Source organism: Enterococcus sp. AZ084, from assembly GCF_051714905.1.
Lineage (GTDB): Bacteria > Bacillota > Bacilli > Lactobacillales > Enterococcaceae > Enterococcus_B > Enterococcus_B pernyi.
On the sequence record NZ_JBIOSS010000001.1, the window covers coordinates 732,626 to 755,000 of the forward strand.

Genomic DNA, 22,375 nt, shown 5'->3' on the forward strand with positions numbered 1-22,375 from the left:
AGCATTGGATATATTATGGAAAGGTGGAAGTGTCTGTAATGGAAAAGGAACTTGTTTTGGAAAATAATCAAATGAAAGAGAAACAGATCATCGTTTTTGGCGTAACTTCAATGAGTACAGATAGTACCCTTTATACCAATTTGTTAGTAACAAAGATGAACAACTTAGCAAAAAAACAACATTTACTTGTGCATGTTGACATGCATAGCATTTCTAAGTTGGATCAGTATGCAAAGGCTGCCGATGTTATTCTATTATCTCCAGAGCTTTCTTCTATGAGAGAAAGTATCGTAAAAGATTATCCTACAAAGGTTATTGAAGTGATAGACATGAAAGATTATGGTCTGCTAAATGCTGAGAATATCTTAAAAAAATTTATTAATCACTAACCCAAAAAAGAGAAAATTTTCAATATAGTTAGCAAACTTCATTTTTTTATTCTCATGACTCCTCTAGCTAAGAAAGTGTAGCTATTTTGTTTGATCTTGTAGGATCCACAAGGGTATTTAAACTTAAATAAAATACCAATAGTAGAAACTAGAGTCTTAATTTCTACTATCGGTATTTTTATTTTTTCCAGTTTTTACTACATCCAAAAAGTCGTAGATAATGAATACAATTGACAATAACGTAAAAGTAGTTTTTAAAATATTATTGTTTACTAAGTGAAGATAGGGATTGAGAATACAAATAATATATATGCTCAACCGAACGATCGTGAATGATTTTGAATTATATTTTTCCAAATAGGGCCTCCTTGATTTTTCAAGTGCTTATATTGCATTAGTTACTTAACCATTGATCATATGGTTAATGGTATTTCTCTTTTATTTTATTGTCAAATGAAAGATTATGATGAATAGCGGATGCGCGCTTTTGTCTTATTCTTTTGATTTGAGCATGGTAACAGACCCGTAGTCATTTTAGATTTATTCACAGTGGATAACAATAAACAGGAACTGTCAACCCTAGACGAAACATTCTCTTATCTAGGCATTCCGTGTTAAGTACACGCTCACTTGAGACTTGGTACAACCTGTGTTATCTGTTACAATTGAATAGGATATACTGTACTACTAATTGTGTAAATGTTCGAAACGAAAACGAAAGAGTCAGTGACCAAAATGTTGAGGAGTGAGAAGATGAAGATTACTTATCATGGACATTCTTGTATTTCTCTTGAAATGCAAAATGGCCAGCAAGTGCTGATAGATCCATTTATTACTGGGAATCCTATGACTGATTTAAAAGTGGATGAAGTCCAGACGGACTGGATATTGATCACCCATGGACATGCTGATCATATTGGAGACATGTTGCCGATTGCGAAGAACAATGAGGCGACCATCATCAGTATTGTCGAAATCGCTGATTATGCACAACAGCAAGGAGCAAACTCTTTTGGGATGAATATCGGTGGCAAAAGGAAGTTTCCTTTTGGCACAGTCAAATTTGTCCATGCACAGCATAGTTCAAGTATTGAAATCGATGGTGTTTCGCGTTATATGGGAGAGCCTAGTGGTATTCTGATCCAAGCAGATGGGAAGACGATTTATCATGCGGGTGATACCGCAGATTTTAGCGATTTAGCGCTCTTAGGTGAACAGTTTATGATCGATGTAGCCTTTTTACCGATTGGCGACAATTATACAATGGGGCCTGAGGATGCGGCTCGTGCGGCGAAGCGAATCAAAGCGAAGAAAGTCGTGCCGATCCATTACAATACCTTTCCTGTCATTGAACAAGATCCGCAAATATTCATCGATTTATTAGCAGATACCAAAGGAAAAATAATGAGCGTTTCGGAAACGCTGGAAGTGTAGGGGAAAGAGATGGCGACAAAACATGATTTGATTTTAGAATATATCGAAAGCCTACCAGTGGGGAATCGAATATCTGTCCGTAGTATAGCCAAAGAATTGAATGTCAGTGAGGGAACGGCCTATCGAGCAATTAAAGATGCTGAAAATGTAGGCTTAGTGTCCACGATCCAACGAGTAGGAACCATTCGGATCGAGCGCAAATTGAAGAAAAATATCGAACGATTGACATTTGGAGAAGTCGTGCGGATCATTGAAGGCGATGTCTTAGGCGGGGCAGTCGGTCTAGATAAAGTCTTGAATAAATTTGTCATTGGTGCGATGACCGAACACGCGATGGAACGCTATATCACTCCAGGTTCATTGATGATCGTTGGTAACCGTACAGAAGTACAAAAGTTAGCGCTCGAAGATGGAGCGGCAGTGTTGATTACGGGTGGTTTTGATACGACACCTGAGATTGCCCAATTAGCGGATGAATTAGCCATGCCGATTTTACGCACGACCTATGATACCTTTACCGTAGCGACGATGATCAACCGAGCGCTTAGTGATCAACTCATCAAAAAAGACATCATGCTCGTCGGTGATATTTATCTGACTGCCCAGAAAACACATTATTTGTTACAGTCGGATACGGTGGCTGATTATCAACGGATTTCAGAAGAAACCCAACATTCTCGTTTCCCAGTAGTGAATCATCACATGCGTTTAATGGGGATCATTACGGCAAAAGATGTCGTAGGCAAAGCACCGACACAAGTCATTGATCGGGTCATGACAAAAGATCCAATCAGTGTCAAGAAAACGATGAGTGTCGCTTCTGTCGGGCATCAAATGATTTGGGATGGTTTAGAAGTCATGCCAGTCGTTTCCGATGATTTGACGTTAGAAGGATTGATCACACGGCAAGATGTCATGAAGGCGATGCAATTGGTGCAACGTCAACCGCAAATCGCTGATACGATCTCTGATCAGATTTCCGGTGCGATCCAAACAATCGATACAGACCGTGAAGGCAATCGATTGACGACACCTAAGTTCAAATTTGAGGTGTCGCCACAAATGGTGACAGGTGTTGGAACGATTTCTTTTGGGGTGTTAAGTGAAATCATTTCAGATGTTGCGCAAAAAACAATGATCATGAACCAACGAAGAAATATCTTGTTGGAGCAAATGAATCTGCATTACCTTCGTCTGATCCAGATCGAAAGTGAGTTAGACATTCGTCCAAGAGTTTTGGAAATCGGCAGAAGGTCCGCTAAACTCGATGTAGAAGTATTTATAGAAAACACGATCGTGGCTAAAGCCATTGTTGTTTGCCAAGTGATGGAACGTTCGTAGAGAGTAGGAAAGAAAATGACCATACAAGAAGAGATTTTGAATGAAATCAAGAAATATCAAAAAATCGTGATCCACCGACATCAAAGACCTGATCCAGATGCTTTAGGTTCACAAGTGGGATTAGCCGAGTTATTACGTAATAGTTTTCCAGATAAAGACGTTCGTCAAGTGGGAAAAGACGTAGAAGGCTTGCGTTATTTAACAGAAATGCAAGAAGTCGATGATGCCTTTTATCAAGAGGCATTAGTTATCGTGACAGACACAGCGAATGCGCCACGTATTGATGACAAGCGCTATTCCTTAGGAGATCAAGTGATCAAAATCGATCATCATCCGAATGATGAACCCTATGGCGATTTACTTTGGGTAGATACGAAAGCCAGCAGTTGTAGTGAAATGATCGCTGAGTTTGCTTTGATGTTCCCCAATGAGCTGAAAATGAACAGCGATTCTGCTCGTTTATTGTATGCAGGAATCGTTGGTGATACTGGAAGGTTCTTATATCCTTCAACAACAGGTCGCACGTTAGAAATAGCAGCAGCGTTAAGAAAGTATTCTTTCGATGCAAGCCAATTGAATCGTGAAATCGAACAAATCACCATGAAAGTAGCGAAACTATCCGGTTGTGTCTATCAAACGATCGAAGTTGACGAAAATGGTGCCGGAAAAGTAATTTTGTCACAAGAATTGTTAGGCAAGTATGGCATCGTCGATTCAGAGACCGCAGCTGTTGTCTCTTTACCGGGTGTGATTGACGAAGTGTTAGCTTGGGCGATTTTTGTCGAACAACCAGAGGGCTATTATCGTGTACGTTTACGTTCAAAAGGACCAGTCATCAACGAGATCGCCAAACGACATCATGGTGGCGGCCATCCCTTGGCAAGTGGCGCAAATGCAAAAGACCTGCAAGAAGTAGCAGAGATCTACAAAGAAATACAAGAAGCTTGCACCAATTATGCACGTTAAAAGTGTACTCCAAGTAGTCAATCGAGAATTTTAAGCAAACGTTACATGCTCTTTTATCTATTCCCTTTGGCACGAATAAATGGTGGGGGCAGAAGTGACCTCTTCGGCAATCAGGTTACTTCTGCCTTGACCTTTTACTCATCGAAGTTGATTGTCTTTTTATCAGGGATATGTGCAATCAAGGTCAGTGAGATTGAATCAGCGTAGGCAGTTTAGGATCTCCGATAAGAAGTTGCTCTTTTCAAACTGTTATTTTTCCGTTATAATATTGCTCAATAACGAACAAAAAGGAGAAACAACATGACAGTACCAAATTGCCCAGTATGTGGTTCAGAATATGCTTATGAAGATCGGGGATTATTGATTTGTCCTGAATGTGGAAACGAATGGACACCATCTGAAGAAACAGAAACAGAAGCAGAAGGCCTAGTAGTAATTGATGCAAACGGCAATCGTTTAACAGATGGCGACAGTGTGACCGTTATCAAGGATTTAAAAGTTAAAGGAGCTTCCTCACCTATCAAACAAGGAACAAAGGTGAAGAATATCCGTTTAGTTGAAGGAGACCACAATATCGATTGTAAAATCGAAGGGTTTGGTCCGATGAAGCTGAAATCAGAATTTGTCAAAAAGAATTAAAATATTCAATCTCTTTTCACAATTATTCTACTCGAACAATGGTAAAATAAAAGCAATGAGGAAAGGGTGAAACGATTATGTATGGATATGGTTTTTATGGCTTAGATCCAACGTTTCTTTTAGTTATTGCTGGATTAGCTATTTCCGGAATCGCTTCTGCTTACGTCAATAGTACTTTTCGTAAATACGACAAAATCAGAAGCAAAAATAATGTGACTGGTACACAAGCCGCCCAGTTCATTTTACAAAGTCAGAAAATCAATAACGTTGGCGTCCAACAAATCGCCGGTGATTTGACGGACAATTATAATTCAGGGAACAAGATGTTAAGCTTATCGCAAGCTACAGCACAATCTACATCAGTTGCTGCAATTGGAGTCGCTGCCCATGAATGCGGTCATGCAGTGCAAGATGCCGTTGGCTATGCTCCGTTGAAAATCAGAGCTTCATTAGTGCCTGTCGCAAATTTTGGCTCAATGATTTCGTTCCCATTGATCATGGTAGGTGTATTATTTAGTTGGAATACGACGTTGATCAATATTGGTATCTTCGCTTTTTCATTGGCACTATTGTTTCAACTTGTTACGCTACCAGTAGAATTCAATGCGTCAAGACGAGCGATCCAAATTTTAAGTGAAGGTGGCTTACTGACAGAAGAAGAGGTGCCGATGGCGAAACATGTGCTATTTGCGGCTGCCTTGACCTATGTTGCTGCGGCGCTATCTACATTCTTACAATTACTACGTTTGATTTTGATCTTTGGTGGTAATCGTCGAGACTAGGACAAGCCAATAAAAGTGAGGGACAGTCATTTAGACTGATCCACTCACTTTTTTTATTTTAGGAAAATCGGTATTACTTTACAGACCAGTCAGTAGAGTAACGCTGGCTTCTCCTATTTTTTCTTTGAATCAAATCATTTTATTGACATAAAGTTGTTGGATCTTTGTGACTAGATCTACCCACAAATCTTTTTCTTTACTAGGATCAAGGTAAAAAATTTTACTCGTTTGATGAAATTTATCGAACCAATCAGTGACGATCAAATCGGCTTGTTCTGGATTTTCTGTCAAGCGAATCATTTTCTCGTCAAATACTTGTCGTAATCGATTTTGTATATGATAATTTCCTGTCAGTGTTTTATTCATCTGTACATAGATCAATAATTTTTCATTTGTTTCAGACTGTAAAAGGTTGTAGATCAAGCTACTCAAATAATAAATAATCAAGCTTTTTTTGGGGTGGTCATGAAAAACTTCAGAGATGATGTGCTTGATTAGTTGTATTTGTTCATTCGATTCATCCACTTCAAGTGCTGATTTAGGAAAATGCAACGAGTAGAAAAAGGGTGTCGTATTTCCTAACATTAAAATAGAAACCAATGAAAGCATCAGATAGTAATTATAGAAAAACCTTTTTTCAGATGAAGAAATCACTGGAAAGGCTTGAGCTAGCTCTTTTGTCAGTAAGGTGATTTGGATACAAAGGCGATTACGTTTATTCGTCAAAGTGTAACCAATCAAACTTTTTTGCTGACTTGAAATGAGATTAGGAAAAAAACAATAGATCAGGAAATTAAAATGCAAGAGTTCATCAATAGCTGCTTCATGTGGTAAAAGTTTAAATAAATGATGTTTATAACTCCCAGAAACATCTTGTATTTGTTGTAGCAATTCTAAAATAGCATAAACCTCATTAGATTCAGATGTGATCAACGACGATTGTTGCGTACGAAGCGTAAAAATAGCAATCAACAAATACAGATTTTCTTGATACTTCAGTGAATGCTTTGAAACGAGCAATTTTTTGGATAATCGCCGCTCTCTTTTTAGTTGACTCAATTTGAATTTATCAAAAGGCCATTCCAACCCTTGAAAAGCATCAGATAGAATAAAAAACAGATAGAGTCGGATAAATAATTCGTTTCCTTTGAACAAATAACAGCCTTGCGATGAAACGATCTCGATTTCGAAATCTTGAAGTGTTTCATTCAATTGGTGTGTTAATTTTTCTAAGTAAGAGTGGGATATGTACAATTGCTCCAATAAATATTTTTTTGGAACATTCGCTTTGGGATAATTGACCATAAGTAATAAGTAGTTGAAACGATTGGATTCTCTTAAATAAAAAAGTTTGAGTTTGTGATAAATCATCATTTTTATTTCTTGGTACTCATCGGATATAGTTATTTCTCCTTTGTGTGTAGAGAAAATAAAAGCAGGAATGCTCAATTGCTGTTCAATCGTAGTATTCAACTTTCGAATCAATTCTTTGATTGTCCGTTTAGGGATGATCAGTTCATCCGCAAGCTCTTTCAACGTACATTGACTTTTTTGAGTGATCGTATAGAGGACTAATAACTCTTTCTTTTTTGCATCGATTAACATGTTGAACTCCTTTCTGACAATTAGTGTACTAGTAGTGACATAAAATGTGAGTGGAAAGTGTTTTCAATGTATGATATTCTCACATAGTAATAGAATTTGATTATATAACTTGTTATTTTAAGAAATAATAATTAGTTATCTATTCTATTGTTTATTTCTTTGCTTATTTTGTCAAGTTGGAATCAATTAAATAAACTCGGTTGAGGGAATGTATTGTTATTTAATTGAGTATATTGTTATTTTTAAAAACTTATTTATGACGAGGCATCAGATAAATCAAGCTTCTATTACAAAGAGACATATTTTAACCCCCGAAATATGTTATTATCGTTTTTTTTTATCAAAACTTGTTTCTTCATGGTTTACATAAGTTTTTCCTACTAGATGATGAGCTGGATAGTAAGGGGAAATTAAAGAAAGAATCATTGCCGGATATGAATAAGATAATCGGAAAGGATGGATGGTTTCGTGGGAAGAGTGACGAACTTTAGTAAAGAATATTTACTATTTAAGAGTATGGTATATGCTGAAGAAAATGGGTTATCGACAATCACAGCGAGAAGTTTAGCATCTTTTTGTGGATGTTCTACTTACCCGATTTATGCACATTTTAAATCAATCCGTATACTAAAAGAAAAAATTATCGAAGAGATCACGATATGTTTTGATCGATATTTAGCTGAATACGTTATTGACGATTTTTTCAGTGTCGTTCATTTATTGAAGGAGTTTTTCTCGATTCATGAGAGTATTAGAGGAGTAGTTATCAAATCCGAATTAGACATGGCCTCGTTGTTCAAACGAACGTTCTCAGAATTTGTCAGAGAACATACGGGAATCAAAGAAGCATATTTATTAGAACTTCTTTGGCTGAACGCACTAGGAAGTTTAAATTCAGATAAATCATCAAAGGAATTTTTTGAGACAATGACATTGATTTGGAATAAGTTAGCAGAATTAGAAGATGATTTGCCTGAAATGCTAACAAATATCCAATACGTTCCGGTTAATTGACCTTACATTTCTTAGTATGGATGATTTACATTAGTTGTTCGTGTGAAGCATCTCCAAAAAGGAGGTGCTTTTTTTACGCATCAAACTAAGGTTGCTTGAAACCGAAAATGCCAAATGAGGCGTCGTACAAAAGCAAATAATAAAACAAGACAGTATGTGCTTTTTGTAAATTTTTTTGCTATTCATCGGGCAGGGCTCATAGCAATTAGTTCGCTTATCTATTTGACTGTGATATGATTGTAGTAGATAAAAAGGAGCTGATAATTATGAAAACATCAACAAAAGTAACGATTGGATTAAGTGTCGCAGCAGCAGCAAGTGTGGCAACAGCTGTAGTTGTTTCTGGCAAAGTGATCGAAAAAATCCATCATCTAAGTAACCGAACAAAAGTAAAAAAATTCGTGTATGACAAATTTGATGGGAATGAAAAGTTATTAGATGTCGTCGACCATTTATCAGATAGCGATTTAGATTCATTGATGGGCATGCTAGCAAAGATTAAATCTGGCAAAAAGAAAATTTCTGTCTACGGTGACTCTATCAAAGACTCAACAGAAGATGCAAAAGGTCGTCTGATGTCACTTGTTGAGAAAATGATCTAAAAACGATTCTCTTTGAATTGATCGAAAAAAGGAACAAGCGAGGCGATGTTTATTGCTGCTTGTTCCTTTTTTATATGTGTAACAAAAGGAGATAACAAAAGAGTAAGTCATCTGCTTTTTTTAAATTGAAGCCTGTTTGTTCGTCAAACTTTTCGATCCGATATTGGAGAGTGTTTCGATGCATGAAAAGTTGTTTAGCCGCTGAACTGATATTCCCGAAATTTTTCCACAGTTCGATAATGATGTCTTCCATTTTAAAACTACGGATTATTTCTTGATATTCATTTGTTAGCTGACTGGATGTAACTAATTCTTTTGTATAATAATATAGGGCAATTTCTTGTATGGAAGTCGTTTGGTCGGCTACTTGTATGTGTGTTCGTTTATTCAGGAAAATTTTTCGTTCTTCATTGAACATAGCGGTTAGATTTTGTCCAGCTGAATGAAATGAACCGACAAAGGCTTGTGTCGTCATATCAAAATCGACATCAAGAGATAAAAAGATGCCTTTAAGATCTGCCGTATTCAAATAATTGGCATGCTTTCTTTCGATGATCAACGCATCTGTCTCTGTGTAAAGAAAAAAATCAAGAGCTTCGGGAAATAATCCGGAAATTGTTTCTCGCCATTCTTTTTGTAAGAAATCTGATCTCTTTTCAAAATGTAACTGAATGATTCGGCAGCTTTCTTCACATACATATACCTTTTCCTCAAATAAATATTTATACCAAGGATGGCTGTCTAAGGTGTTTGTTTTCTGGAATAACGCTTTCAAAAGTTTTTCTTCTTGAACGGACAAGGAACTTTTATCGATCCACAAGAAGTAATCTTCTACAACCAGTGAAAGAATTCGATCATCAGAAGAAGGAGCATTCTTTTTTTGTGCATTTGGGTATAATCCAAGTAACTTTTCTGTGTTCATTTACTTCACCTCATCCCCTAGTTTACCATAGGACATGGTGATAAGGAAAAACTCTTTGTACTTCACTAAAAAGCCAGTTATACTATGTTTGATAGAGAAGATAAGTAAATCTAAAAAAGGTAGGAATACAAGTGGAAGAAACAGAACAACAGCGAATAAAAGAAGAATGGATGCGTGTGGCTATTGAAGAAGCCAAAAAAGCAGAAGCGTTAGCAGAAGTACCAATCGGCGCCATCGTGGTTCACCAAGGACAGATTATTGGGCGTGGACACAATTTGAGGGAAACAACACAAAATGCAACAACACATGCTGAGATGATTGCGATCCAAGAAGCATGCAAGGCCATCGGAAGTTGGCGTTTAGAAGAAACACAATTATATGTCACGTTAGAACCGTGTCCAATGTGTAGCGGTGCCATGATTCTTTCTCGCGTAAAAGAAGTTTACTTTGGTGCCTATGATCCAAAAGGAGGAACCGCAGGGACATTGATGAATTTACTTGAGGATGAACGTTTTAACCATCAGGCCGAGGTGGAGGGCGGGATATTAGAAGAAGAATGTGGTGAACTTTTATCTGTGTTTTTTAGAAATTTGCGAGCAAAGAAAAAGAAATTAAAAAAGGACTAGCCAAGGATAATAAAATGCGGTATACTATTCCTTGCCGAAAGGCTAGGACAATGGTGGGCTTGTGAAGCGTGTCAGATCCGGAAGGAAGCAGCACTAAGCAGGTGCCGCCATGTGTCTGATTGATTGGATTTATTAAGCCTAAAGGGCTTTTTTTATTAGAGGCAAGTTTAAGGTACTTAGATTTTGTAAAAAAGTCTAAGTACCTTTTTTTGTGCAAAAACTTTCCATGTGAACAAAGGGGAACCCTATGGTATGATGAAAAAAAGTGAGGTGGAACTAACAGTGGAAGAAATCGTTCTTTTACACACGAATGACTTACATTCTCATCTTGAAAACTGGCCACGGATCAGAAGATTCCTTGAGCAAAAAAAGCGTGAAAATGAGAAAAAAAATAATACGACAACTCTCACGGTCGATCTTGGGGATTTTGTTGATCGTTGGCATCCTTTGTCAGAAGCAACGAATGGCCATGCCAATGTTGAACTAATGAATCAAATCGGCTATGATGCAGCAACTATAGGGAATAATGAAGGTGTAGGTAATTCCAAGAATGAGTTGAATCATTTATATGATCACGCGAATTTTGATGTGCTACTGAGCAACTTATTCGATAAAAATACTTTGCAACCACCAGTATGGACAAAGCCATATAAAATCATCGAAACAAAGCAACGAACAAAAGTTGGGTTAATTGCTTTTACTGCACCATTCCCTTTGACGTATAATCCAAATGGCTGGGATATCCGTCAACCTTATGATCTGTTGCCAGAGTTAGTTGAGCAATTACGTCCACAGGTAGACGTCCTTGTTTTAATGAGTCATTTAGGCATTCAAGATGATTTACAGATTGCAAAAGAAATCCCTGCAATCGATGTGATTTTAGGATCACATACCCATCATCTTTTTATTGATGGGAAAGTCGTGAATGAGGTACAATTAGCCGCTGCCGGAAAATTTGGGCAATATGTAGGGGAAGTACATCTTTCATTGGAAAATAAAAAAATCGTCGGACACTACGCCAAAGCGATTCCGACAGAGACAATGACTGCCTTTGTTGAGGATGAGAAAGAAATCACTGGTTACCTTGAACAAGGACATCATCTTTTAGCGCAAAAGAAAGTGGCTGATCTGCCATTTGACTTATCACTTGATTTATTTGATGAACATTCCTTTATCCAAATTGCTTTAGAAGCGGTAAAAGAAAGAGGGAACACAGAAGCATCATTTCTGAATAGTGGTCTTTTTTTGAATAGCGTACCTAAAGGGCTGGTGGATCAAGATCAACTCCATAGTGCACTGCCACATCCGATGCATTTGATCAACGTCACGCTGAAAGGGTCAGATATGATTCGCTTAGTGTTGGAAATCGAAAAAAGTCGCCTCTTTTTACGGAATTTTCCTATCAGGGGAATGGGGTTTCGTGGTCAGATATTCGGTGAGATTTTCTATAGTGGGATCACGTATGATGCGGTCAATCGAGAAGTTCTGTGGCAAAAACAACCAATCGAAGAGGAAAAGAATTATACCGTTACTACGGTCGACCATCTGATGTTTGTTCCGTTTTTCCCAACCATCGAAATTGTCGGACAGGTCGATTTTTTATTTCCCGAATTTATTCGCACAGTAGTGGGAGACTACTTAAATGCTCACTACCCAACCAATGAAAAAGAAGGTATAATAGAGAAATAGGTGGTGAAAGCATGTCGACGAAACAAAATAAACAACACAACAGTGACAAAAAAGAGAGTCAAGAAACGGTCGATCGCTCACAAGAACAAACAGTGACCGAAGAAGTGACGGCAGTTTTAGAAGAAATAATCGAGGAAACGAAGCCAGAGAAAGTCAAAGGAGAAATCGTCACATTGACAGATGAAACGAATCTTTTGATTGGTGATAGACCTTATCGTATCGTAACGGATTACCGGGAAGGTTTCAATGCTGAGAAGCTTGGTGAGAGATATAGCGAAGTGCTTTCCAGATACGATTACATCGTAGGTGACTGGGGTTACGAACAGCTACGTTTGAAAGGCTTTTTTGATGCCACGAATCGACGTGCTCACCCAGATCAGCGAATTGATGCATTAGAAGACTATTTATACGAATATTGTAATTTTGGCTGTGCATATTTTGTCATTGAACGTATTGGTGGAAAAAAAGAAAAAAATACCCAACGACGTAAAAAGAAAAAAAATTCGAATCGCAACAATCAAGCGCATATCGATGAAAAAAAAGCGCCCGTTGAATCGGTACGCAAACAACCTGTGATCAAAAATCGTAAACCGGCAACTACTAAGGCAACACCAAAGGGAACTGAAAAAACATCAGAACGCCCAACAAAATCAACTTCTAAAAAGAATTTTACTATTAGACAAAGGGAAGAATGATCCTATGAATTATAAAGGCTATTTGATCGATTTAGACGGAACGATCTATCGTGGAACGGAGCCGATACCGGCAGGAAAACGATTCGTCGAACAGTTACAGGAAAATGGGACGCCCTTTTTATTTGTAACCAACAATACGACAAAAACACCGGGAACAGTGGCACAACGTTTAGCCACTGAGTTTGATATCCATGTCTCACCAGAAACGATCTATACAGCATCTCTAGCGACCATTGATTTCATGAAATCAGACGCTAAAGGAAATAAAGTGTATGTGATCGGTGAAGCTGGCTTGACAGATTTGATCTTGGAAGCAGGATTTGTATGGGAAGAAAAACACCCGGACTATGTCGTAGTAGGTTTAGACAATCACTTAACTTACGAAAAAGTGGTGACCGCAACCTTAGCAATCCAAAAAGGAGCAACGTTCATCGGTACAAATCCTGATAAAAATATCCCTACAGAAAGAGGATTATTACCTGGAGCTGGCTCGGTTGTTTCTTTTGTAGAGACAGCGACACAAACCACACCGGTCTATATTGGTAAGCCAGAAGCAATCATTATGGATAAAGCAGTGGAACTTTTAGGATTGGAGAAAGAAGAAGTCATCATGGTAGGGGACAATTATGAAACTGACATCCAAGCAGGGATTCGTAATGGGATCGACACACTGCTTGTGTTATCAGGTTTTACCAAAGAAGAAGACATTCCAGATCTACCAACACCAGCTACCTTCGTTTTGCAATCGTTAGATGAATGGAGTTTCTAAAACAATGAAAAATAAACGATGGCAATGGGTGGAATATGCGGGGATGGTTAGTTTGTTCCTGACGTTGCTCACTTTAGCAATTGCAATAACGATCAATTTTCGTCCACTTTATGTATTTGATATCGGACATCTAGGCATCTTGGATTACACTACCGTGGATCAGCCAACATTACTCCAAAATTATGATCAACTGATGAGGTATCTGAATAATCCTTTTGAGCAAGTGTTGGCACTTCCCGACTTTCCAATGTCAGCGAGTGGCTTACATCATTTTTATGAAGTCAAGTTATTATTCATGCTCAATTATGCGGTGTTGTTACTTACATTGATCCCAAGTGGCTTGTTCCTTCGCCAGTTGAAAAAAAATCAGCGTTTGTGGCGACTAATCCGCCCATTCCAAATCGGCATGATCCTACCATTTGTTTTTGGCTTTTTCATGTTGATTGGTTTTGATCGTTTTTTTATTCTTTTTCACGAAACATTTTTCAATAATGATGACTGGTTGTTTGATCCTCAGACTGATCCAATCATCAATGTGTTACCTGAGCAATACTTCATGCATTGTTTCATTCTGTTTTTTGTGCTTATCGAATTATTTTTCGCTTTGATGGTTCTTGTTGGCAAAAGAGAATTGAAAAAGGGGAACAATTAAACAATCACTTTTGTGTAGCACGTTGATTGCTTTTTCGGATATAGCAAAAAATCATCCATAAAAATCCTTTTGCGATTTTTATGGATGATTTTTTATTTTTATTTGATTATTGTGTCAAACGGCTCCGTTTTTCCGGTTCTTGGTGGGCTAAACGGCTTGCGGCAGAAGCGGCAATTGCTCCCACGATATCATCTAAAAATGTATGGACATTTTTGCCATCGTGACTATTTAACTTTTTCAAGATCCCAGGTTTTACTTTATCGATATAGCCATAATTGGTAAAACCAATCGTTCCATAAACATTGACGATCGACAAGGCTAAAATTTCATCTATTCCGTATAATCCTTCATCATCTTCAATGATATGCTGAAGAGGGCTCATCAATTGTTTTTGTTCTGCCAGGATATCTAATTGGATGCCAGTAATGATCGCGTTATGGACTTCACGCTTTGTCAAGACTGCGTTAATACTTTCCGCACAATCCTCCAAGCTTAAATCTGAGATATAGTCTTTTTGTAAAAACATGACTAATTCAGCGATATCCTCGATCGTTACGCCACGTTCTTTTAGGAGATCTCGCGCTTTTTCTTCTAAGGTTTCTGTTTTTATGACCATTTTTGATTCCTCCGTCTCTTCTTTCTATCTATAATGGTAACGTAGTACGTACAAAAAGCAAGAATCATTTCTTTTATAAAAAAGCAGCTAAGTTATTTTGGTCCAAACGTTTTATCATAAAGACTTGTACTGTGACCAGGTTGCGTACGTTCCTTCGGATTGATGAAATGCAACGCATTATTGACAGCAGTCGGAGCCTCTCCAAATCCTGTGGCAATCAATTTCACTTTTCCTTCATAGCTACAAATGTCGCCAGCAGCATACACACCAGGAATTGAAGTTGACATATCAGAGTGGACGGTGATTGCATTTCTGGAACTTTCAAGTCCCCATGAAGACAGATGCTCTAAGTTAGAAGTGAACCCATAATTGACGATCAATGAATCAACCATGAGATCAATCGTTTCATCCGTCTTAGCTTTTTTTAGACGAATGTCTGACAACTCTCCATTTGAACCAGCTAAACGCTCAATCAAATAAGGTGTTAATACATTTACAGAGGATTGATTCAACTGATTGACGCTATGTTCATGAGCCCTAAATGCCTCTCGACGATGAATCAAATAAACTTCACTCGCAATAGGTTCAAGCATCAGTGCCCAGTCGATTGCTGAATCCCCACCACCAGCAATGGCAACTTTCTTTCCTGCATATTTCATCAAGTCGTTCACGAAATAATCTAACCCATGGTTTTCGTATCGGTCAGCATGTTCTAAATTCAGCTTTCTTGGTTGGAAAGAACCACTTCCTAGCGTCAGGATCACAGCTTTTGAATAATGGATACCTTTCGTAGTAGTGATCTCGATGATCTCATCTTCTCGGGAAAGTGAGAGAACTTCTTCATTTAAATGAAATGTATGATTAAAAGTGGTTAATTGTTTCTTTAAATTATTAACAAGATCAACCGCTTTGATTGCTGGATAACCAGGAATGTCATAAATATATTTTTCAGGGTATAAGGTAGTTAACTGTCCACCAAGTTGAGGCAAACTATCAATAATATTGGTTTTCGCTTGGCGCATACCAGCATAAAAAGCTGCAAACATGCCAACCGGCCCTGCACCAATAATTGTAATATCGTAAATTTCCATTTGAAATTCCTCCCTTGGTGACACTATAACAGAATTTAATTGAGAATTCTTCTCAAATAGTTTAATTATGGAACGAGCAGTCACTAAAATATAAGGAGTGATCTAACAGATAGTTTATTTACTTTCAATATTAGCTAAAAAGAGTTATTTTACTAGTACGAAGTGTTTGAATCTAAGAGGTAGAATTTTATGATTAAAAGAATAACAAGCAATGCAAAAGAAGACGGAGTATTGACGCTGTCTTTTCTTTTAGCAATAGGTACCATGTTCATCATCCCGCCAAACTTCAATTATTTTTCTTATATCGATTTTCACACATTGATTCTTCTTTTTTGTTTGATGTTGATTGTAGAAGGGATACGGCAACAACAGTTTTTCGATTATCTAGGCAATTATTTGATCACCCAGACAAAAAATACGAGAGGGATTATTTTGATTTTAGTGTTTCTCACGTTTATCAGTAGTATGCTGATTACGAATGATGTGGCATTAATCATTTTTGTACCATTTGGTCTATTGATAGTAGAAAGGATCGGCATGCGAACATTGATTCCTCTCGTCATAACTTTGATGACGATTGCGGGTAATCTAGGAAGTATGTTCACTCCGATCGGTAATCCACAAAATCTTTATTTATTCGCACAATCACACTTACAACTGTTCGAATTTTTACGGTTGATGCTTCCCTATACACTGGCTGCTGCCATATTATTGGTGGTGTTGATCTATGGGAGAATCAAGAATAATACCATCGATTTGGCGAATACAGAAGAGATAATGTTAAAGCGAAAACAACTCATTTTTTATTTTGGTCTATTTTTAATATGTCTTCTAGCTGTAAGTGGCATCATCCCTCATTATGTCGTATTAGTCTTAGTGAGTGTCAGTATCCTAGGCAATGATCGCCGACTCTTTAAACATATCGATTACTCCTTATTATTTACGTTTGTTTTTCTTTTTATATTCATCGGGAATATCAAACAAGTAGATGTTGTCCGAGCCTTTTTTGAAAAAAGTGTGGCGCATCATGAAGTCAGTGCAAGCATTTTTGCCAGTCAATTGATTAGTAATGTTCCTGCGGCGCTCCTGTTATCAAGTTATACAGAAAATATCAAGGGTTTGATCATTGGGACGAACTTGGGAGGATTAGGGACATTGATTGCTTCAATGGCAAGTTTGATCTCTTACAAATTAGTCATCAAGCAATATCCGGAATGGAGAAAAAAGTATTTATTCGTCTTTGCATTCTACAACATCGTTTTTTTGATTTTCTTGTGGCTCATCTTTACCGTATATCAATAGAATATGTTATGATTACACAGGAAGACAGAATTTTTTAGGAGGAAGAAAAAATGGCATTTCCACAACTTGATCTTATGAATGAAAAGGGGCCTAAAGCTCTTATAAAAACGAACCGCGGAGATATTACAGTAAAACTATTTCCTGAGTTAGCACCTAAAACAGTCCAAAACTTTGTTGAATTAGCAAAAAAAGGGTACTATGATGGCGTGATTTTTCATCGTGTGATCCCTGATTTCATGATTCAAGGAGGCGACCCAACCGGTACAGGTATGGGAGGCGAAAGCATTTACGGCGAAAGTTTTGAAGATGAGTTCAGCCGCGAATTGTTCAATCTACGTGGCGCACTATCAATGGCTAACTCTGGTCCAAATACAAATGGCAGCCAATTCTTTATCGTCAACAACACAAATGTGCCAGAAAACATGCTTAGTCAATTAGAAGGAGCAGGTTTCCCTAAAGAAATCATTGAAGCGTATAAAAATGGTGGAACACCATGGCTTGATTTCCGTCATACAGTGTTTGGCCATGTACTTGAAGGAATGGATACAGTCGATGATATCGCAAATGCGCAACGTGGACCACAAGATCGTCCAGTACATGATGTAGTGATCGAAACGATTGAGATTTCTGAATAAAGTAAAATTTTAAACATACCAAGCTCAAAAAAAAAAACACCGAACAGCAAAAGCAGAAAATACTTTTGCTGTTCGGTGCTTTTTTGGTTGGGGTGGTAACAAAGTAGGGAAGACTAACATTTTTTGTCCAATGACTTCTTTCGTTTTCTAACTTAAAGCACGTTGGATACGTAAAAGCCCTTCTTTTAATACTGATCTTGGACAAGCGACATTCAAACGCATATGGCAATGACCACTTGGTCCAAAACTGATCCCAGGATTCAAGACGACTCTGCCTTTTTCAATCAACTTCTTTTCAAGTAGTCGGTCATCGTCCGTATAGGCAGAAAAATCAAGCCATATAAGGTACGTTCCTTCTGGCTTCATCACTTTGACATCAGGGAGATGCTTAGTAAAGAAGGTAATGACTTCTTGGACATTTTCTTCCAGATAAACTAATAACTCATTTAACCATTCCTCACCAGTTTCGTAAGCAGCTTGAGTGCCTAAGAGTCCGAAAGTATTGATTCCTTGATGTTGATTTTTTTCTAATTGTTTCGTAAAGCGACTTTTTAAATCATGATCTTTGATGAAAACCATTGAATTTTTTATTGCAGCTAGATTAAATGTCTTAGTTGCTGAAGTGAATGTGATCAATAATCGAGAAAGGGCAGGATCAATTGTTTGCATCGAGGTGAATCCATGTCCGGAAAAGACGATATCTTGATGGATCTCATCACTAAATAAGAAGACGTCGTATGTTAAGCAGAGTTCACTTAACTGTTTGAGCTCTTTTTTAGTCCAAACACGACCACCTGGATTATGCGGGTTACATAGAATCATTGCTTTTATCTTGTTTGAGACGATTTTTTCTTCCATATCTTGAAAGTCCATTTCAAAATGATCGGCTGTTTTATTTAAAGGACTGCGAATCAATTGACGCTCATTATTTTCAACAATTGCACCAAATGGCGGATAAACTGGATCATGAATCAACACTGCATCACCTGGAGCTGTAAATGCTTGAATCGCCAAGGAGAGACTAGCTAAGACTCCACTAGTGAAAAGAATGTGGTCTTTAGTTAGAGTCACATGATGGCGCCTTTCTTCCCAATCAATCACTGATCGGTAGAGACCGTCCGGTACGATCGAATAACCAAAAATGCCTTTTTGCAGATAGTTTTGAAAAGCGGTTGTTACTCCTTGAGGGGCAAGAAAATCCATATCCGCTACCCATAAAGGTAAAAGATCATTCCTATGATAAGTTTGTGAGATGGCATCCCATTTTACGCTATCTGTGTTTAGTCTTGAAACTATTTCATCAAATTGTTCCATCTATAAGACCTCCATATCTAGATGCAAGAACAGAACTTCTTTTTTTTTAATATTTACAGTATAATGATAAATGCGAAGAGAGGGAAGTATATGACTTATAGAATAGGCGAAATAATCAAAGGGAAAATTACTGGAATACAACCATATGGAGCGTTCGTTTCATTAGATGAAGAGACACAAGGGTTGATCCACGTATCAGAAGTGCAATCTGGTTATACGAAAAGTATTCATACATTATTGAAGGTGGGGCAACCGGTGACTGTACAAATCATTGATATTGATGAGTATTCGAATAAAATCAGTCTGTCGTTACGTACCTTAGAAAAGAAAGTACCATCGATCCCATACCGAAGAAAACGATACTTCACTAATAAAAATAAAAAAATCGGGTTTGCAACGATTGAAAAACAGTTACCTATATGGATCAAGGAAGCGTTGATCCAATTAGATAAAAAAGAATCAAGGAAATAAAAGTGTATTTTTTCTGAAAATATGCTAAAATTCTCTTGTAAGCCATAAACAAGTTGATCGAGGTGGAAATTTTGGCAAACAAAAGAGTCGCTGGTACAATTATGTTGCATTTGGAGGATGGATCTAAAAAATTTTTAGTTCATTCAAGAGAGAATAAATTAGAGTTCGCATGCGCAGACCACTCAAATGATAAGACTGGTTTAGCAAACATACTTAGTTTCTTAAAAGAAATCGTTCATATTGATGTGAGTAAAATCAACTTGATGGAGTTGACGAATACCCATATCAATCAAGAAAATGTTCCACTTTTTGTTTTTGAAACGGAACAAAAAAATCAACAAGAACAGTTAGGCGAAGGTTATCATTGGGAAGATCCAGGACAAATGCGTACGGTACTAGGGATTTATGAAGTAGATGGTGTACCGATTTTTTAAATTGATTCAAGTACCTCTACCAAAGAGAAATGAATACCGTTCGCAGGTGTATCGTTGACTACTTGAGAATCAACGAATAAAATAGGAGATCATTTTTTGGAACCAAGCAGGACTTTCAGAGAAGTTTGAATATCTTTCAAACTTCTTTTTTTTGTCTATCTTAAAAGAAAAGTAGAAGAGAATGTTCAGGATTCAATTGATTTTTTACCTATTTTATAAAAAAAGCACTTAAATACATGTATAATCCGAATGATCATAAAATGATTGGAAGCCTTGTCTTTTTTTACTTAAAAATAAGTATTGACGCTAGGTGTGTAGCATGGTAAATTAGAAAACGTTGATTCGAAAAAAAGTTCTTTTGAAAATATTCAGAAAAACATCGAAAAAACTATTGACCGCTGGATGAAACCATGTTAATATAACGAAGTTGAATTATTTCAGCGCTTTGTGAGACGTTTGTATGTAAGAATTCAAAGCGAAATAAAGTGTTGACAAATAACATGCGACGAGTTATGATAAGTGAGTTGCTAAAACGACCTCGTGAAAAACGAGTTCAAAAAACTTTTAAAAAATAGTTGACAATCATTCGAGAGTTTGCTAAGATATAAAAGTTGCTACGGCAATCACAAATGATAAGTTGAGACAGTTGTGTTTCGATTATCACGTAGACCTTTGAAAACTGAACAAAGTAAGACAAACCAAATGTGTAGGGCGTCTTGATTCAATTCAAGACAACAAACATTTTTAACAAGCAAGCAATATGCTAGCAAACAAATTGAGCTTAACAATCGCAAGATTGTTCTAACTTTTATTTATGAGAGTTTGATCCTGGCTCAGGACGAACGCTGGCGGCGTGCCTAATACATGCAAGTCGAACGCTTCTTTTCCCACCGGAGCTTGCTCCACCGGGAAAAGAGGAGTGGCGAACGGGTGAGTAACACGTGGGTAACCTGCCCATCAGAAGGGGATAACACTTGGAAACAGGTGCTAATACCGTATAACAATCGAAACCGCATGGTTTCGTTTTGAAAGGCGCTTTACGGTGCCGCTGATGGATGGACCCGCGGTGCATTAGCTAGTTGGTGAGGTAACGGCTCACCAAGGCCACGATGCATAGCCGACCTGAGAGGGTGATCGGCCACATTGGGACTGAGACACGGCCCAAACTCCTACGGGAGGCAGCAGTAGGGAATCTTCGGCAATGGACGAAAGTCTGACCGAGCAACGCCGCGTGAGTGAAGAAGGTTTTCGGATCGTAAAACTCTGTTGTTAGAGAAGAACAAGGGTGAGAGTAACTGTTCACCCCTTGACGGTATCTAACCAGAAAGCCACGGCTAACTACGTGCCAGCAGCCGCGGTAATACGTAGGTGGCAAGCGTTGTCCGGATTTATTGGGCGTAAAGCGAGCGCAGGCGGTTTCTTAAGTCTGATGTGAAAGCCCCCGGCTCAACCGGGGAGGGTCATTGGAAACTGGGAGACTTGAGTGCAGAAGAGGAGAGTGGAATTCCATGTGTAGCGGTGAAATGCGTAGATATATGGAGGAACACCAGTGGCGAAGGCGGCTCTCTGGTCTGTAACTGACGCTGAGGCTCGAAAGCGTGGGGAGCAAACAGGATTAGATACCCTGGTAGTCCACGCCGTAAACGATGAGTGCTAAGTGTTGGAGGGTTTCCGCCCTTCAGTGCTGCAGCTAACGCATTAAGCACTCCGCCTGGGGAGTACGACCGCAAGGTTGAAACTCAAAGGAATTGACGGGGGCCCGCACAAGCGGTGGAGCATGTGGTTTAATTCGAAGCAACGCGAAGAACCTTACCAGGTCTTGACATCCTTTGACCACTCTAGAGATAGAGCTTCCCCTTCGGGGGCAAAGTGACAGGTGGTGCATGGTTGTCGTCAGCTCGTGTCGTGAGATGTTGGGTTAAGTCCCGCAACGAGCGCAACCCTTATTGTTAGTTGCCATCATTTAGTTGGGCACTCTAGCAAGACTGCCGGTGACAAACCGGAGGAAGGTGGGGATGACGTCAAATCATCATGCCCCTTATGACCTGGGCTACACACGTGCTACAATGGGAAGTACAACGAGTCGCGAAGTCGCGAGGCTAAGCTAATCTCTTAAAGCTTCTCTCAGTTCGGATTGTAGGCTGCAACTCGCCTACATGAAGCCGGAATCGCTAGTAATCGCGGATCAGCACGCCGCGGTGAATACGTTCCCGGGCCTTGTACACACCGCCCGTCACACCACGAGAGTTTGTAACACCCGAAGTCGGTGAGGTAACCTTTTTGGAGCCAGCCGCCTAAGGTGGGATAGATGATTGGGGTGAAGTCGTAACAAGGTAGCCGTATCGGAAGGTGCGGCTGGATCACCTCCTTTCTAAGGAATATTACGG

The 22,375-nt window shown here is 38.4% G+C and carries 22 protein-coding genes, 1 rRNA gene and 1 other RNA gene; 19 read left to right on the plus strand and 5 right to left on the minus strand.

What is annotated here, in order from left to right; genetic code table 11:
• Positions 1-38: 38 nt before the first annotated feature.
• The 6 genes from IGI79_RS03440 to IGI79_RS03465 all read left to right on the plus strand — a co-directional run bounded on the left by IGI79_RS03440 (position 39) and on the right by IGI79_RS03465 (position 5,551).
• Positions 39-389: a PTS sugar transporter subunit IIB gene (locus IGI79_RS03440; RefSeq protein WP_335884542.1), complete on the plus strand. Its 351-nt coding sequence runs from the start codon at positions 39-41 to the stop codon at positions 387-389.
• Positions 390-1,142: 753 nt separating this feature from the next.
• Positions 1,143-1,823 (plus strand): metal-dependent hydrolase, encoded by a 681-nt coding sequence (locus IGI79_RS03445; RefSeq protein ID WP_207463677.1) that lies wholly within the window; start codon positions 1,143-1,145, stop codon positions 1,821-1,823.
• A gap of 9 nt (positions 1,824-1,832) precedes the next feature.
• Complete coding sequence (locus tag IGI79_RS03450; protein ID WP_019723185.1) at positions 1,833-3,164, plus strand: DRTGG domain-containing protein; 1,332 nt, start codon at positions 1,833-1,835, stop codon at positions 3,162-3,164.
• A gap of 15 nt (positions 3,165-3,179) precedes the next feature.
• Positions 3,180-4,130, plus strand: coding sequence for a DHH family phosphoesterase (locus tag IGI79_RS03455; RefSeq protein ID WP_207463676.1), 951 nt, complete (start codon positions 3,180-3,182; stop codon positions 4,128-4,130).
• A gap of 300 nt (positions 4,131-4,430) precedes the next feature.
• Positions 4,431-4,769, plus strand: coding sequence for a zinc ribbon domain-containing protein YjdM (locus tag IGI79_RS03460; protein WP_086334394.1), 339 nt, complete (start codon positions 4,431-4,433; stop codon positions 4,767-4,769).
• Positions 4,770-4,846: 77 nt separating this feature from the next.
• On the plus strand, positions 4,847-5,551 hold the full coding sequence (locus IGI79_RS03465) for a zinc metallopeptidase (protein ID WP_010736109.1): 705 nt from the start codon (positions 4,847-4,849) through the stop codon (positions 5,549-5,551).
• A 129-nt stretch (positions 5,552-5,680) separates the two neighbouring features.
• Here the strand turns inward: IGI79_RS03465 and IGI79_RS03470 are convergent, their stop codons facing one another.
• Positions 5,681-7,156 carry a helix-turn-helix domain-containing protein gene (locus IGI79_RS03470; RefSeq protein WP_207463675.1) on the minus strand — a complete coding sequence of 492 codons (1,476 nt, stop codon included), beginning with the start codon at positions 7,154-7,156 and terminating at the stop codon, positions 5,681-5,683.
• Between the two features lie 468 nt (positions 7,157-7,624).
• Between IGI79_RS03470 and IGI79_RS03475 the strand changes: the two genes are divergently transcribed.
• Positions 7,625-8,170, plus strand: a complete 546-nt coding sequence (locus tag IGI79_RS03475; protein WP_019723190.1) for a hypothetical protein — start codon at positions 7,625-7,627, stop codon at positions 8,168-8,170.
• Positions 8,171-8,436: 266 nt separating this feature from the next.
• On the plus strand, positions 8,437-8,772 hold the full coding sequence (locus IGI79_RS03480; RefSeq protein WP_019723191.1) for a hypothetical protein: 336 nt from the start codon (positions 8,437-8,439) through the stop codon (positions 8,770-8,772).
• Between the two features lie 70 nt (positions 8,773-8,842).
• On the opposite strand, the gene IGI79_RS03485 is transcribed toward IGI79_RS03480, so the two are convergent.
• Positions 8,843-9,694 carry a helix-turn-helix domain-containing protein gene (locus IGI79_RS03485; RefSeq protein WP_207463673.1) on the minus strand — a complete coding sequence of 284 codons (852 nt, stop codon included), beginning with the start codon at positions 9,692-9,694 and terminating at the stop codon, positions 8,843-8,845.
• Between the two features lie 131 nt (positions 9,695-9,825).
• On the opposite strand from IGI79_RS03485, the gene tadA reads away from it, so the two are divergent.
• The 6 genes from tadA to IGI79_RS03515 all read left to right on the plus strand — a co-directional run bounded on the left by tadA (position 9,826) and on the right by IGI79_RS03515 (position 14,125).
• Positions 9,826-10,320 carry a tRNA adenosine(34) deaminase TadA gene (gene tadA / locus IGI79_RS03490; RefSeq protein WP_010736104.1) on the plus strand — a complete coding sequence of 165 codons (495 nt, stop codon included), beginning with the start codon at positions 9,826-9,828 and terminating at the stop codon, positions 10,318-10,320.
• Positions 10,321-10,360: 40 nt separating this feature from the next.
• Positions 10,361-10,445: signal recognition particle sRNA small type (gene ffs, locus IGI79_RS03495), an RNA gene on the plus strand.
• Between the two features lie 157 nt (positions 10,446-10,602).
• A complete protein-coding gene (locus IGI79_RS03500) occupies positions 10,603-12,009 on the plus strand; it encodes a bifunctional metallophosphatase/5'-nucleotidase (protein ID WP_335884545.1) in 1,407 nt (468 codons plus the stop codon).
• A gap of 11 nt (positions 12,010-12,020) precedes the next feature.
• Complete coding sequence (locus tag IGI79_RS03505; protein ID WP_335884543.1) at positions 12,021-12,704, plus strand: YutD family protein; 684 nt, start codon at positions 12,021-12,023, stop codon at positions 12,702-12,704.
• 4 nt (positions 12,705-12,708) lie between these two features.
• Entirely contained in the window at positions 12,709-13,473 is a 765-nt protein-coding gene (locus IGI79_RS03510; protein ID WP_335884544.1) for a TIGR01457 family HAD-type hydrolase, read from the plus strand.
• A 4-nt stretch (positions 13,474-13,477) separates the two neighbouring features.
• The gene (locus tag IGI79_RS03515; protein WP_019723197.1) at positions 13,478-14,125 is read left to right on the plus strand and encodes a TIGR01906 family membrane protein; all 648 of its coding nucleotides are present in this window, start codon (positions 13,478-13,480) and stop codon (positions 14,123-14,125) included.
• Between the two features lie 106 nt (positions 14,126-14,231).
• On the opposite strand, the gene IGI79_RS03520 is transcribed toward IGI79_RS03515, so the two are convergent.
• Together IGI79_RS03520 and IGI79_RS03525 are read right to left on the minus strand one after the other, a co-directional pair.
• Positions 14,232-14,741: a phosphatidylglycerophosphatase A family protein gene (locus tag IGI79_RS03520; protein ID WP_010736099.1), complete on the minus strand. Its 510-nt coding sequence runs from the start codon at positions 14,739-14,741 to the stop codon at positions 14,232-14,234.
• A gap of 92 nt (positions 14,742-14,833) precedes the next feature.
• A complete protein-coding gene (locus tag IGI79_RS03525) occupies positions 14,834-15,832 on the minus strand; it encodes an NAD(P)/FAD-dependent oxidoreductase (protein ID WP_335884855.1) in 999 nt (332 codons plus the stop codon).
• A gap of 189 nt (positions 15,833-16,021) precedes the next feature.
• On the opposite strand from IGI79_RS03525, the gene IGI79_RS03530 reads away from it, so the two are divergent.
• Together IGI79_RS03530 and IGI79_RS03535 are read left to right on the plus strand one after the other, a co-directional pair.
• A complete protein-coding gene (locus tag IGI79_RS03530) occupies positions 16,022-17,134 on the plus strand; it encodes an SLC13 family permease (protein ID WP_065096162.1) in 1,113 nt (370 codons plus the stop codon).
• A 50-nt stretch (positions 17,135-17,184) separates the two neighbouring features.
• Complete coding sequence (locus tag IGI79_RS03535; protein ID WP_010736096.1) at positions 17,185-17,769, plus strand: peptidylprolyl isomerase; 585 nt, start codon at positions 17,185-17,187, stop codon at positions 17,767-17,769.
• Positions 17,770-17,916: 147 nt separating this feature from the next.
• Here IGI79_RS03535 and IGI79_RS03540 read toward each other — a convergent pair whose 3' ends face one another.
• Positions 17,917-19,083, minus strand: a complete 1,167-nt coding sequence (locus IGI79_RS03540) for a MalY/PatB family protein (protein WP_065096163.1) — start codon at positions 19,081-19,083, stop codon at positions 17,917-17,919.
• 90 nt (positions 19,084-19,173) lie between these two features.
• On the opposite strand from IGI79_RS03540, the gene IGI79_RS03545 reads away from it, so the two are divergent.
• The 3 genes from IGI79_RS03545 to IGI79_RS03555 all read left to right on the plus strand — a co-directional run bounded on the left by IGI79_RS03545 (position 19,174) and on the right by IGI79_RS03555 (position 22,359).
• Positions 19,174-19,554 carry a CvfD/Ygs/GSP13 family RNA-binding post-transcriptional regulator gene (locus IGI79_RS03545; protein WP_019724010.1) on the plus strand — a complete coding sequence of 127 codons (381 nt, stop codon included), beginning with the start codon at positions 19,174-19,176 and terminating at the stop codon, positions 19,552-19,554.
• 71 nt (positions 19,555-19,625) lie between these two features.
• Positions 19,626-19,988 (plus strand): hypothetical protein, encoded by a 363-nt coding sequence (locus IGI79_RS03550; protein WP_019724011.1) that lies wholly within the window; start codon positions 19,626-19,628, stop codon positions 19,986-19,988.
• An 810-nt stretch (positions 19,989-20,798) separates the two neighbouring features.
• A 16S ribosomal RNA gene (locus tag IGI79_RS03555) occupies positions 20,799-22,359 on the plus strand.
• Positions 22,360-22,375: the final 16 nt, after the last annotated feature.